Source organism: Brevibacillus invocatus, assembly GCF_003710915.1.
GTDB lineage: Bacteria > Bacillota > Bacilli > Brevibacillales > Brevibacillaceae > Brevibacillus > Brevibacillus invocatus.
This window is the reverse complement of the sequence record NZ_RHHR01000011.1, coordinates 1-12517: the sequence shown is the minus strand read 5'-3', so window position 1 is coordinate 12517 and position 12517 is coordinate 1. Positions and strand designations below refer to the sequence as shown.

The 12517-nt window shown below is 44.0% G+C and carries 16 protein-coding genes and 2 pseudogenes; 16 read left to right on the top strand and 2 right to left on the bottom strand.

Annotation, left to right across the window (positions count from 1 at the left end; genetic code table 11):
• Positions 1 to 205: hypothetical protein (locus EDM52_RS24920; RefSeq protein WP_221175542.1), on the bottom strand; the 205-nt coding region annotated here is incomplete at its 3' end.
• A gap of 147 nt (positions 206 to 352) precedes the next feature.
• Entirely contained in the window at positions 353 to 586 is a 234-nt protein-coding gene (locus EDM52_RS08470) for a helix-turn-helix domain-containing protein (protein ID WP_122908573.1), read from the bottom strand.
• A 155-nt stretch (positions 587 to 741) separates the two neighbouring features.
• On the opposite strand from EDM52_RS08470, the gene EDM52_RS08465 reads away from it, so the two are divergent.
• From EDM52_RS08465 to EDM52_RS25645, 16 genes and pseudogenes are all read left to right on the top strand, one after another.
• A complete protein-coding gene (locus tag EDM52_RS08465) occupies positions 742 to 1518 on the top strand; it encodes a recombinase family protein (protein ID WP_122908575.1) in 777 nt (258 codons plus the stop codon).
• Positions 1519 to 1658: 140 nt separating this feature from the next.
• The gene (locus EDM52_RS08460; RefSeq protein WP_122908572.1) at positions 1659 to 2894 is read left to right on the top strand and encodes an IS110 family RNA-guided transposase; all 1236 of its coding nucleotides are present in this window, start codon (positions 1659 to 1661) and stop codon (positions 2892 to 2894) included.
• Positions 2895 to 2939: 45 nt separating this feature from the next.
• Positions 2940 to 3668 (top strand): annotated as a pseudogene (locus EDM52_RS08455) (RHS repeat-associated core domain-containing protein); the annotation flags it as partial.
• Positions 3669 to 3688: 20 nt separating this feature from the next.
• Entirely contained in the window at positions 3689 to 3976 is a 288-nt protein-coding gene (locus EDM52_RS08450) for a magnesium and cobalt transport protein CorA (RefSeq protein WP_122908574.1), read from the top strand.
• A 248-nt stretch (positions 3977 to 4224) separates the two neighbouring features.
• Complete coding sequence (locus EDM52_RS08445) at positions 4225 to 4701, top strand: hypothetical protein (protein WP_122908570.1); 477 nt, start codon at positions 4225 to 4227, stop codon at positions 4699 to 4701.
• 64 nt (positions 4702 to 4765) lie between these two features.
• Complete coding sequence (locus tag EDM52_RS24560; protein WP_183184914.1) at positions 4766 to 4930, top strand: hypothetical protein; 165 nt, start codon at positions 4766 to 4768, stop codon at positions 4928 to 4930.
• A 124-nt stretch (positions 4931 to 5054) separates the two neighbouring features.
• Entirely contained in the window at positions 5055 to 5240 is a 186-nt protein-coding gene (locus EDM52_RS08440; RefSeq protein WP_122908569.1) for a hypothetical protein, read from the top strand.
• 95 nt (positions 5241 to 5335) lie between these two features.
• Entirely contained in the window at positions 5336 to 5845 is a 510-nt protein-coding gene (locus EDM52_RS08435) for an HGGxSTG domain-containing protein (RefSeq protein WP_148038734.1), read from the top strand.
• 186 nt (positions 5846 to 6031) lie between these two features.
• Complete coding sequence (locus tag EDM52_RS25135) at positions 6032 to 6313, top strand: recombinase family protein (RefSeq protein WP_245996712.1); 282 nt, start codon at positions 6032 to 6034, stop codon at positions 6311 to 6313.
• Positions 6235 to 6846 (top strand): recombinase family protein, encoded by a 612-nt coding sequence (locus tag EDM52_RS08430; RefSeq protein ID WP_245996707.1) that lies wholly within the window; start codon positions 6235 to 6237, stop codon positions 6844 to 6846. The genes EDM52_RS25135 and EDM52_RS08430 overlap by 79 nt, the downstream gene beginning before the upstream one ends.
• Positions 6847 to 6875: 29 nt before the next feature.
• Positions 6876 to 7046, top strand: a complete 171-nt coding sequence (locus EDM52_RS08425; RefSeq protein ID WP_122908567.1) for an IDEAL domain-containing protein — start codon at positions 6876 to 6878, stop codon at positions 7044 to 7046.
• Between the two features lie 491 nt (positions 7047 to 7537).
• Positions 7538 to 8695 carry a phage/plasmid replication protein, II/X family gene (locus EDM52_RS08420; RefSeq protein WP_183184912.1) on the top strand — a complete coding sequence of 386 codons (1158 nt, stop codon included), beginning with the start codon at positions 7538 to 7540 and terminating at the stop codon, positions 8693 to 8695.
• Positions 8696 to 9141: 446 nt separating this feature from the next.
• Entirely contained in the window at positions 9142 to 10377 is a 1236-nt protein-coding gene (locus EDM52_RS08415; RefSeq protein WP_122908565.1) for an IS110 family RNA-guided transposase, read from the top strand.
• A 106-nt stretch (positions 10378 to 10483) separates the two neighbouring features.
• Complete coding sequence (locus EDM52_RS08410; RefSeq protein WP_122908564.1) at positions 10484 to 11188, top strand: RHS repeat-associated core domain-containing protein; 705 nt, start codon at positions 10484 to 10486, stop codon at positions 11186 to 11188.
• Positions 11189 to 11204: 16 nt separating this feature from the next.
• A complete protein-coding gene (locus EDM52_RS08405) occupies positions 11205 to 11690 on the top strand; it encodes a hypothetical protein (protein ID WP_122908563.1) in 486 nt (161 codons plus the stop codon).
• 99 nt (positions 11691 to 11789) lie between these two features.
• A pseudogene (locus EDM52_RS25645) lies at positions 11790 to 11897 on the top strand (RHS repeat-associated core domain-containing protein); the annotation flags it as partial.
• Positions 11898 to 12517: the final 620 nt, after the last annotated feature.

The following is a 12517-nucleotide window of genomic DNA, read 5'->3' as shown; positions in this document are numbered from 1 at the left end:
CTGCGAAAGTTGAGTCATTAACAATACTCAATAAAGAAGAATCATGAGAAGAATCATTTGAATAAGAAACAGCAGACACGCCGTGCGGCGGTCTGCGATTTCGGGGGAGATTCTTTATTCTTGGAGGGGATTGGTAAATATGGCGGATAACTCTTTTACGGATACTATACTCAAGAATCAAAGATAGCGTTCCGCCGCCGCTCACCCCCTGCCCCGTCGGGCGTCTCAATGGCTCAGAGAACGCATGGAAGGCTTTTACACACGCTTCTATGAAAGTGTAGGGGAAATAGCCAGATACATCGACATCGTGGCTCTACGAGTCGCATAGAAGGCTATACAGGCGATGTTACAATCAACTGCTTTCCTTGGCCGTCGAATCATCATCTTCTACCGAAACAATGAGTTGGTCAACGGTAATATTCAAGGCTTCGCAAATTTGTTCCAGTGTACGAATGTAAACCCTGTCCACGTTATCAGAGCAAAGATGGTTGATAGTAGGATGGCGTATTCCCATCATCCTAGCAAGTTCTCTTTGTGAGATACCTTTCTCGGCAAGAATTTCCTTTAAACGTAATCTGATTTTCATAAGTGCTCCCCCGAACTAAATATCATGACACTAATATAGCATGGACTTTACTGAAAAGCATTGACCGGTAGTCTTAACAGTACTACTATGGTGTTGTGGTAGTCATAAGCGTAACAAAAATCTGAATTTCTGTAACGGTGGGGGATGAAATGAGCATGAACGTCATCGGATACGTCAGGGTTTCTACACAAGGACAAGCCAAAGACGGCTACAGTCTAGCGTACCAACAGGATGAAATCCTAGCATACTGTACGAAACAGGGATGGAATCTATTGCATGTGTTTTGTGATGAAGGCATATCAGGAGCAAAAGTAGATGAGGATGCCCTAGAAGTGGACAGGGAGGGCTTTCAGGACATGCTAGTCGCCCTCTCTACTCATCAGGTGGATTATGTCGTTGTCCTCAACACAAGCCGACTATGGCGGTCTGACATCGTAAAGGTGCTAGTTCATCGGGAGTTCAAGAAATACGGCGTGGATGTGAAAAGCATTGAACAACCGACCTACAGCATCCACAAGAAAGACCCGAGCGATTTCCTGATTATCGGGCTGATGGAACTGCTCGACCAGTACCAACGGCTAGAAATCGCCCTCAAGCTAGGCAGAGGACGTAACAAGAAGGCGCAGCAGGGCGGCTATGCAGGAGGAAGGGCAACCTTTGGCTACTCAGTGCCAAAAGGTCAGAAGGCCTTACAGATTGACCAGAAACAGGCAGAAACGGTTAGGAGACTGTTTGCCATACGTGAGCAGTATCAAACATGGTCACTCTCCCAAATGGCTCTACAGCTAAACGTGGAGGGTTACAGAACCGCACAAGGCAAGTCATTTACAAAAGTTCAGGTGAAACGAATCCTAGACCGTGAGGGCTTCTACAAAGGGCAGTATACATACGGTCACATTGAATCACAAGGCATACATCAACCGATTATTTAGAACCTTTTCAGTTGTTTAACAGAGAATGTACTAGCTGACGTATCCGTGCGTGGTCATTTCCATGATTAACGCTTGTTCGGAGGGTGCTGACATTCTTTGCATAGACAACTGAAAACAACTAAGACGAGGGGGAATGAATCATGAATCGTAAATTGACATTGCTTTACATTGGCGTAGACCTGCATAAGAATCATCACACAGCTATCATGATGAATTGCCTGCATGAAAAACTGGGTGAATTGAAGTTTGACAACAAGCCTTCTGCTTTCCCTGTGTTTCTAAAAGAGGTAAACAAGATTGCCAAAAAGGAAGGTCTGACACCTATTTTCGGTCTGGAAGATGTGGGCGGCTACGGAAGAGGGCTTGCCATGTTCCTTATCGAAAACAAATATGAAGTGAAAGCTGTCAATCCTGCACTTACGGTATCCATGCGGAGAAGCAGTCCAAACAACAAGAAAACAGATGCTTGGGATGCTGAATGTGTGGCTCGTATCTTGATTTCCAACTTGGATACATTGCCAAACGCTAATCCGCTTGACCTCTACTATGCAATCTCCCAACTGGTAACGAGAAGAGCCAATATCGTAAGCGTTGTGACGGGAATCAAGCTACAGCTTCACCAATTGCTAGGCTATCACTATCCAAGTTACAAGAAGTTTTTTTCACAGGTGGACGGGAAAACAGCACTAGCCTTCTGGCGAAAATATCCTTCTCCCAGTTGTTTGAAGGGGGTGGGCGTGGATGAACTTGCTAACTTCCTTTACAAGAAAAGTAATCGCTACTTATCCACGAAGAAGGCAGAGGAGATTCTCTCTCTAGTAGAACAAGACGGTGACACATCGAAGGGCTATCAAGAAGCCAATGACTTCCTAGTGAAAGATGTGGTTCGAGACATCATCATTCGTGAGCGTCAGCTAGACCAGATTGACGCTGAGTTGAAGAAACATATGGCTATACTCGATTACAAGCTAGAAACGATGCACGGAATCAGTACAGTAACGGCGGCGGAACTGATTGCAGAGATTGGTGACATTTCACGCTTCTCTAATGCAGACAAGCTAGCCAACTTTGCAGGGATAGCACCCGTTCAGCATAGTTCAGGGAACAAGCAGAAGGCTCGTAAGAGCAAGCTAGGCAACCGTAGCTTGTATGACATCTTCTACAATCTCGCTATTCGTATGCTTGGCGTATCGAGGGGGGAGAAGAAGCCGAATCACCCTCTCTACCATGCGTACTACGAAAAGAAGCTAGCAGAGGGCAAAACCAAGTGGCAAGCCATTATCTGTGTCATGCGGAAACTGGTCAACGTCATCTACAGCATGATGAAGTACAAGACGGAATACAAAATGCCAGTCCTTCCAGAACGGGCGGCATAGACTACAGGGTGGTAGCTTTAACGAGTTGCCACCAATCCTTTATCCATTGACCGCTTTATCATGGAGGATACGTATAAGGGTGCGGTGGATAATCCGCTGAGTCTCAACAGGTATACGTATGTGAAAAATAACCCGCTACGATTTATAGACCCTACTGGGCATTGGGAGCAAAATATTGGCGCTAACTGGGTTATCAATGAAGCTAAGAATAAATGGGCACTAGCACAAACGGTAGGGGAGAAAAGGTACTGGGGAAATTACGCTAATGATATAAGAGCAAAAATGACTAATGCAGGCTATTCCAAGTCAGATATTATGCAATCCTCGGACGCAATGATTCCAGATTCGCAAGTGATGAAGATGGCAAGAGAATCTGCTCCTGGATTGGCTTTTGTAGCCGATTTCTCTAATGCTATTTGGGATTATCCAGGTGAAGCAGCCGCAGTAAAAGGTGCGTTTATCGTAGGAAGTATATTTAATAAGGGGAAAGGTTTCAGTAGGCTAGATGAAGGATTAAATTTCGCTGCCAAAGCTGCACAACATATGGATGAAGCCGGAAGGTTTGTGCCAGTTCAAATTCAACAGGCGGTTATTAAATACGGTAAAGAATTTGCTGACCCCAGAGGCTCCCAAGCTAAGATGTATTACGATGTAATGTATCGAAACGGTAATAAGTACAACATTGAAGTGCTTTATGATGCCGCAACGAATACGGTTTATCATTTCGAATATGCTAGGAAAGCTATGGGGCCTCTACCAGTTATACCAAAATGATTAGGAGTGAGGTAGTGAACATGCATGAACGAACCCCTAAGGAACGCTTGTATTGGCTAATTGAATTATTACAGCATAATGAGATTGAATTACCAAGATTCTGCGATGAATTTTCGTATACCTATAACATTGATCTCGATTATGATGAGTTAACAGAACTTGAGAGTAAGATGTTTCGTAATCTGGTGGATATTACCTCGAGGTTTTCTCCATTCGAGGAGGATCATAAACTTGATCCAAAAGCATTTTATAAAGAAGAGGACGTCAAAGAGATGGTAAAACTAGTAGTGGCTAAACTGAATATTTGAAAGTAGACTTAGCTAAACCCCAGACCAGTAACCAATAACTCGTCTGGGGCTCCTTTTTGCACGATTTATGAGGCGAAAATGTGACCGGCTTTACATCTAAGTAGCAAGATCGTACAATATAACCAATAAACCAAACACAAAAAACTTGACAAATACACTTAGATCAACTTTCAAAGGCTTATTCCCACTTGAACGATAAGGAGGAATGAGCCTTTTTGCATGTCCAAAATCAAAGGAGGAAAAGGAATATGGCAAAACAAACACAGGAAAAGGTAGGTTTACTTGCTCAGGCGCAAGCGGAGTATGAGGCGATAGTAGAGGAAGTGAGGGGCAACTGCCAGAAAGCACGAGAGTTGCGGCAACAGGCAGACGAGTTAAAACGATGTGGTAGTACCGACCCGCAAGTAGCAACAGAAGTAAACAAGCTGCTCGAACAGGCTGAGTATTTTGATCAGTTGGCTGATCAGAAGGACGGACACCCAAGGCTGGAAGCAATACGCCGAATTGAGGATTTACAACGCGAAGTATCTGGGTTAAGGGAGATTATACAGTATAACGAAAACGTGTTAGGTCGACAGCATAAGGAACTGGAGGAAGCAAAGGAAGAAGCAGCAGTGATGATTCGACGGGCAGAGGAACGAATACAAGAAACCGAACAGTTGCTAGCCGATCAAGTGGCGAAGCTGGAAGAATTGGAGGGAAACAGACATGAGCAAGCAAGATAAGGACGAAATCATAATCGAAATCGTGGATGATGAAGATGTAATTGAGATCGTGGAGGTCTAATACATGATACAACTAAGCCCCGAAGCACAGGAAGCCCGCCGACAATACAGGCGGAACTATCAACGAGAGTATCAACGGAAATGGCGGCAGAAGCCTGAAAACAAAGAGAAGCAAAAAGAGTACGAGCGCAGATATTGGGAACGCAAGGCGAGACAGTCCAAGGAATAACACACACAGCCCAACGCTCTCGGAGAGCAAGAGGTATCAACAAACAGAGCAAGGACAATTTACCCGACAAGGAACGGAACCACGATACAAACCAAATACGACAATCACAGGAGGATATAACAAAATGACCGAGATGACCGAGTATGAGAAGTTCCTATGGGAAGAACTAAGCATGGCAAACGACTCGAATCTACGATTGGCTTATCTATTAGAGGATTATATCGACTTCCTCAATGAAACAGGATTCTATGAAGCGTTTCAGGTATTCCAGCAACAAAAGGCAAAGAACAAAATGAAAGATGCAAATTGACCATGATTAGGAGAGAGAAACGGCCGGGGGGAGTCTATGCCCTCCCCCCGGTCAAGGAAACGAAACTCTATGAGATGAGGTTAGGCGGTGAAAAGATGGAGAAAAAGCGATGCGGCGCAAAAACAAGAAGTAGCAAGCCTTGTCAGAAAGCTGCTTTGGCAAATGGTCGCTGTCGATTGCATGGCGGGAAGTCCACGGGACCGAAGGATAAGGCGAAACATAGAGAGAGCCTGAAGGGTAACAAAAACGCTCTGAAGCACGGGCTGTATGAAACGAACTGGCTGGATACGCTAACCGAAGAAGAACGAGAGCTGTACCATCAGGTTTCAACCGACCCGAATGTACAAGTGGATAATGAATATCGGCTTTCTGAGTTACGCATTCGGCGCATGATGATTCGTATTCAACAGGAGGAACAAAAGGAGAAGCCGAACCCTGCCGCTATCCGAACTATTGAAGATGCCATAACCAAAGTGCAGATGAACATCGCAGCACTCATTCGGGAGAACGGCAAGCTTATCAACATGCAGAAGCAGAAAAGTGACGGAGCGTTAGACCAGTTGGTTGAAGTGCTAGAACGGGCAAGAGCCAAGTTTCAAGGATGAGGATAGGAGCAGACAGAGTATTCGCTTTGTTCGCTCCCTTTTTTACGGTTGAGGCAGGGGCTTGGCAAAAATCAAATTGATGCTGGCTTACCACGATCACGGTAGGCGATTGGCAACAAGGAAAAAAGGACTTTTAATTTCCTTTACCTGGGTCGTATAGTGTTTACACAAAAGGAGGCGTGGAACATGGGAAAGGTGACAACTAAGAGGCTGGTGGGCTACGTGCGAATTTCATCGGATAGCCAGATAGAGAATACCTCCATTGCAGAGCAGGTCAAGAAGATTGAGGCGTATTGCATCAGTCAAGGTTGGGAACTGGCAGGAATCTTTATGGACTGGACGAAGGCGAAAGTGGAAGCACGAAAGAACGGAAAGGCTATCTGGACATGGTGCAATACATACTTGAACCCGAACATGAGATTGACGGTATCGTTGTCCTCAAGGCAGACCGCATCCACCGACGGCTGAAACATCTGCTTGATCTGATCGAGGACGAATTGGAACCAAGGGGCATTGCCTTTATTAGCGTGACGGAACATTTCGATACATCCACACCGCAAGGAATGATGTTCCTGCACATGATCGGCTCTTTCGGTGAATTTGAACGAAAGGTCATCAACGAGCGGACAAAAGGCGGACGGATTGCAACAGCAAAACAAAATAAATACGCTGGCGGCGCACCTGCTTACGGCTATCGAGCAGTGCAAGGAACGATAACAGTAGATAACGAGCAAGCGCAGACGGTAAAGCATATTTTTCAACGCTATGTAGAGGGGGATAACCCCTATAAAATCGCTCGCAAGTTGAACCGAGCAGGTATACGTACCAAGACAGGGAAGGCTTGGACTGTCGTACAGGTGCAAAACATTTTAAACAATGAGACGTATACAGGTTTCAACACTTACAACGGGCAGAAGGAGCAGAACGGCATTAGACAAAAAGACGTTTTCCCTCGCATCATCAGCCGCCAGTTGTGGAACAAGGCAAGACAGATCAGCTAATCGTCAATAAATGATGGGAGGATGGACAAATGAGCGAATATAAAGAGCCAATGATGATGTGTTCAGAGGACTATGACGAGTTGATCGACATGGCATTAGCTATGAAGAACAAGGAATGGTTTGAGGAGTTGGTTAAAAAGCAAAAGCGGTTGCGTGAAATAGAAATCGAGATGCGTCGTGAGTTGGGCGTACTCGACTAGGATACAGGATGGCAAAACGGCAGCCCAACGAGAATAGGGCGAGATGACGTTATCACGTTGGTGTACCACAAATGACACCGATGAGGGGGCAAGCAAACGAGAGCGAACCGTCTCGCATAGTCATACGTTGTTATTGACTCCAGACAAAGCATGTGTCATAATCTCCGTACAGTAACCGATAGTTTTTAATGGATATTGCTACCTTTCCAAACAAACTTAGAATCTTGATAACCTTACACACTCAAGCACTTGAAAAAACACTTTTATTAGTGATTTCAAGTGCTTTTTTTGCGTGTATTTTCAACTTCAAAAGGTGATAAGCGCAGGAGGATTTCGTATAGTATCACCGCATAACACTACGATCTAGCAAAGTAGCAGGTAAGCTTGTTGCTTGAATTACAGGCGATAGCAGCAAGTAAATGAATGGTAAAGGTAATCTTGCAGCGCACTTACCTCTACAAAATGACAGCAACGAAATGAGGCGAATGGGAATGGCAATAGACACGGTGAAGATTGTATCCCCAAGTTTGAGCGCTGAAATGGTAGCAGCGGTAGAACAGTTGCACCGTAGTAAGCGCAGACAGACGATAAGTACAGGATACGGAGAAATCGAGCAAGAGTTTACAACGGCGAATTTAAAAGGCTCGCATGATTCGGATATTTCGATGGCAGTGAAGTGGGATAAACTGGAGTACGACAACGAACAGAAGAAGCAAGTAAAAATAACCTGTGAACCGTATTTGACAGTGGAATGTAGCGTGCATAAAGCAATGGCAGGGCATAACGTGTACGGCGGGTCAGATAATTTTGTAGCTTGTTGCAGATGGTTAGTTGATTACATTAGCGATGCGATTGGTGTACAGTTACCCACTGCTGACGATTGGATCGTGAGAAAGGTAGATATGGCGGAAGTGTTTCACTTGCAGTCCGTTGAGGCATGTATGGATTGGTTTAAGGGATTACAGGTTGGCGAATATTACCGCAAACGTCCCATACACCGATATGGAGGACATGGCATAGAGGTTGGAGGGCATACGACATGCCTAAAATTTTACCATAAAGGAACAGAGTTTAAGGAACACGATGCCAAGAGACTGCGGAAAGTGTTGAGCGTCCAGCAGTTGAAGGAATTACAAGATATTGCGGACAAGCTGGTGCGTGTAGAGGTGAGTATCAAGGCGCCGAAACTGGATTATGATTTTAAAAAACCACCACTGGTTAGCGAGATTACGGAGGATTATTTGTACCGCGTATATGACAAAGAGATCGGGTCATTTCTACGTGTTGGGGTGACTGGGGTGAATACCGTTAGAAACTATGAGAGCGTCAAACGCTATTTGGCAGAACGGTATGGACAGCGTCTAGGGAAGAACTTGTTTCATACGTGGTTGGAATTGGCAGCATGCGGGGAGACGATTGTAAAAGCAGGAATGAAGCAGACCACATTTTACGAGCATATTCGATACCTAAAGCAAGCTGGTTGCTCATGGCATGGGACAGATGTCTTTCGTAATAGCAACTTGGTACCAAGCGACTTTACGCCCGTACGACAAGACGAACGTAGGTTGATAACGGAATGGCAAGGGATAACGGACAAGCTAAACCTTTTCAGAAACGAAGGAAAAGAAAAGCCCCAGCATACGGCTTGAAACAGGCAACAAGTGGTAAGACGAAAACGACATAGCGACATGTGGCAATGGTTTCGTACTGTGTACGCTCTTCCCGCGAAGGAAAACGACAATAAAAATAGGGGTTGTGCAGATTTTGGAGAATATCGTACACTACGCATCAAAGAAATTTTTGGCTGCGCTTAAAAAACGATAGAGTTTTGATATATGTTAGGCAAATGAATTTTTCAACAACGAAATACGGATGGTGAACAAGAATTTGCTAGCGTGTCTTTGCGGCTTGTCCGCTCGAACTGAGGATGCAAACTTGCTCAAAACCGACGTATTTCACAACAGTGGGTATGGAGTGGTTGCGGATGGGTTGGATTTTTGCTTACGTGTCTTTGTAGCTCGTCTACTTGATCGGAGGATGCAAAATCTCGCCCATCCGCAACCATTCGATGCCACAAAGCCAAGGGGGAAGGGCGATGACCAAGCAACAGAAGTATTTGTACGTAGGGGTAGACCTGCACAAAGCGCACCATACAGCGGTGATGGTAGATCATTGGAATACAAAGGTAGGAGAAATCCAGTTCAACAACAAGCCCTCCGCCTTTCCGGAACTGCTGCAAGAAGTGAAGAAGCATACCAAGCGAGGGACAAAAGTCGTGTACGGTTTAGAGGATGTGGGCGGTTTCGGACGAGCGTTGGCAATGTACCTAACCGAGAATCAATGGTGGGTAAAAGAAGTGAACCCCAAACTCTCTACAGCGAGACGAAAAAGCCATGTGACGGTACAGAAATCAGATAGCTGGGATGCAGAGTGTGTCGCACGGGTATTGCGAGATGAACTGGAACGCTTGCCCGATGCCAAGCCGGTAGACCTTTACTGGGCAATTAGCCAATTGGTCATGCAGAGGAAATGGGTGGCAAAAAACCAGACGGCACTCAACCAAAAGATTCACCAACAGTTGAGCTACCATTATCCTAGCTACAAGCAGTTTTTCTCTGAGGTAGATGGGAAGACCGCGTTAGCGTTTTGGTGGAAATACCCATCGCCCAATCATCTGCAACGAGTGACGGAAGATGATCTTGCGTACTTCTTGCGAAAGTTGAGCAACAACGGGCTATCCAACAAAAAGGCGGCGCAGATACTTACCATTGTACAGCAGGATGGCGATACGACGAGGGACTATCAAGAAAAACGGGATTTTATCGTGAAGAGCCTTGTACGGACGATCCGTTTCAACCAAATGGAGATGAAAAGGATAGAGGAAGAAACTAGGGGATTGATGAAAGAACTAGGCTTTCAATTAGAGACGATGACAGGGATAGACCTTGTAACAGCGGCAGAGTTGGTAGCTGAAATTGGTGATATTCACCGTTTCGCAACGCCAGATAAGCTAGCGCGTTTTGCAGGAATTGCCCCAATTTTTGCAGGTTCGGGTGGTAAGAGCAGGAATTACAAGAGTAAACAGGGGAATCGGGTCCTGCATGAAATCATTAAGGGCATAGCGATTCGGCAAATTGCGGTAACTAGAGGGAAGAAGGAGCCGAGAAATCCCTATTTCTACACCTACTATGAAGAGAAGATGGCGGCAGGGAAAACGAAGCAGCAAGCGATTGTCTGTATCATGCGTAAATTGGTGAACGTCATTCACTATCTCATGAGGACAAAGGCGGTGTATGTGATGCCCGAAGTACCAGTAAAGCAAGCGGGATGATAGAATAGTAGAAATGGTGGTAATTGGTAAACAGTTGCCGCCAAATTTTTAGAAGTAATAACGGTTTATTAACTAGGATACGTATAAGGGTGCGGTGGATAATCCGTTGTCTCTAAACCGTTACACTTACGTTCACAACAACCCGATAAACAACATAGATCCGACAGGTAATTATTGTGTTTCTGCTGATGGTAAAAACGCTCATGGAGGAGGATGTAATAACTCAACTTCAAAGTATCTAGGGAATGATTTAACGGGTGATCCAATTATTTCAAAAGGAAAATTAACGGGTTATATTGGTATCAATGGCCCTGGAACACTTGATAAAACTAATTACTGGGATTCCTATGGTTATGTTCCGGGACTTGGAAGTATTAGGTTCGGTAAAGAAATTGACATGGGAGTAAAAGGGTGGTCAGTAAGGTTTGATAAAGGTATGGTCGGAACAGCAACTCAGGATCATGCCCATGTATTTGGTCCTAAGGGGCAAGAGTGGTCACAGAATACTGACGGATCTCCTCATGATAAGAATAGAAACAGCCCTGGAGACCCTCCGAATTCTATGAAAAAGGAGTTAAAGAAAAAATTTGGTTGGGACTGGAATGCCAAAGCAAAAGCCTATAATGATTCTCAAAAATTTAGTATTTACGACGGAGAATCAGGATTAAGGTTCAGTTCATATGCTGAGATGGACGCCTATAGGATGGGATTTACTGTACCTGTATTAATACCTTCAGGTCAAGTTGTGGAAATGACCTCGCCTAATATTAGAATGAGCCCCGGTGTGCGTGTACGATTTGTAATTCCTTAAGAAGGGAGAAATAAATTTGAGGTATTTTACTGCTGAGCTTTGGGAGCAAATTAACAGTGAAAATGATGGAATACGAGAAAAGGCAAATCAAAAGTGGGATAAAAATTGTGAAGAATACTTTTCGAAACTTGCTTTAAATAAGCATCGCTTTTCCCCGGAAGTCTATGATTTTCTAAGTTCAATTACCTTTCATGGTTTCAGAATCGTAAGTGTAACTATTGTACATGACAACATTGGTAATTTATATCCAATGAATGTTGAAATCAACTTGACTAATGGCCGTGAAGAATGGATGATCAGATACCGACATGTCAGTGATATTCAACTTAGCTACAATAGTGGTAGCAGTGATTTTTCTAAAACTCGTGGATTTGATGAATGGGGTTATGATGAACTGCTAGATGTTGATGAAACTAAAATGTCACATGAAATCCTATTTGCTTCTGGTGCATCGTTTAGGATTGAATTTGATAATCAAATGATTTCGCTAGTAAAAAAATAATACTACAAATCTAAAACTTTTCCCCAAACGAGTAATCAACAACTCGTCTGGGGTTTCATTTTTGATTGAAAGGATTTTCATTGATCGTTGTGAAAGTGATTTATCTCGGAGGATACGTATAAGGGGCAAGTGGATAATCCGCTTAGTTTGAATCGGTATACGTATGTGCAGAACAATCCAATTAGATTCATAGACCCGACAGGGCATTGGTGTGAATCTAAAGATGGAAAATGGGCACATCCCGGTGGATGTAGCAACAAGGATAATTACAAGGATAAAAACTGGAGTGCAAATGATGCCAACCATAATAATGATTTTATCATTGAAAATGGTGAAATAACAGGTGTTTACTTTTATGATACTTCTAACGATGGAGCAAGAGAGGCAGTAGGTTTTGAGGATCCTGTGAACTGGAGTCCGTGGGGGTTAGAAAAAACAGGTGGAAAATGGGTAATAGGCTTTGCTTTTGCTGGACTAAAGAATCTTGGACAGGCTGATGCGAAGCAATATGTAAGAAACCAACTATTAGAGGTAGGTAGAAATCTTGTAGGTTCATGGGGTAAGGGAAGTTTTGATTCAATTGAAGATTCACTAGTTTACCATTTCTTGAAACATGGCGATGATGTTGGTGCAACAGATGTAGCACAATAGATTAGGAAGTCTCAAGGCTTCGCGTCAAATTTAAGGGGAGCGACAAAAAGCAAAGTTTCAGGTGAAGTTGAGGGTGTTGTGAGATATAGGAAAAATGGTAAATATATTGACATAGCGCCTGATGGTACAATTATTTCATTTGGTAAATAGTTATTAGCACAGCGGTGATATGTCAA

Coding starts and splice junctions, on each gene's coding strand:
- EDM52_RS08460 (WP_122908572.1), top strand. CDS start 1,659: ATGAATCGTAAATTGACATTGCTTTACATTGGCGTAGACCTGCATAAG.
- EDM52_RS08420 (WP_183184912.1), top strand. CDS start 7,538: ATGGCAATAGACACGGTGAAGATTGTATCCCCAAGTTTGAGCGCTGAA.
- EDM52_RS25135 (WP_245996712.1), top strand. CDS start 6,032: ATGGGAAAGGTGACAACTAAGAGGCTGGTGGGCTACGTGCGAATTTCA.
- EDM52_RS08425 (WP_122908567.1), top strand. CDS start 6,876: ATGAGCGAATATAAAGAGCCAATGATGATGTGTTCAGAGGACTATGAC.
- EDM52_RS08415 (WP_122908565.1), top strand. CDS start 9,142: ATGACCAAGCAACAGAAGTATTTGTACGTAGGGGTAGACCTGCACAAA.
- EDM52_RS08450 (WP_122908574.1), top strand. CDS start 3,689: ATGCATGAACGAACCCCTAAGGAACGCTTGTATTGGCTAATTGAATTA.
- EDM52_RS08435 (WP_148038734.1), top strand. CDS start 5,336: ATGGAGAAAAAGCGATGCGGCGCAAAAACAAGAAGTAGCAAGCCTTGT.
- EDM52_RS08465 (WP_122908575.1), top strand. CDS start 742: ATGAACGTCATCGGATACGTCAGGGTTTCTACACAAGGACAAGCCAAA.
- EDM52_RS08440 (WP_122908569.1), top strand. CDS start 5,055: ATGACCGAGATGACCGAGTATGAGAAGTTCCTATGGGAAGAACTAAGC.
- EDM52_RS08470 (WP_122908573.1), bottom strand. CDS start 586: ATGAAAATCAGATTACGTTTAAAGGAAATTCTTGCCGAGAAAGGTATC.
- EDM52_RS08445 (WP_122908570.1), top strand. CDS start 4,225: ATGGCAAAACAAACACAGGAAAAGGTAGGTTTACTTGCTCAGGCGCAA.
- EDM52_RS24560 (WP_183184914.1), top strand. CDS start 4,766: ATGATACAACTAAGCCCCGAAGCACAGGAAGCCCGCCGACAATACAGG.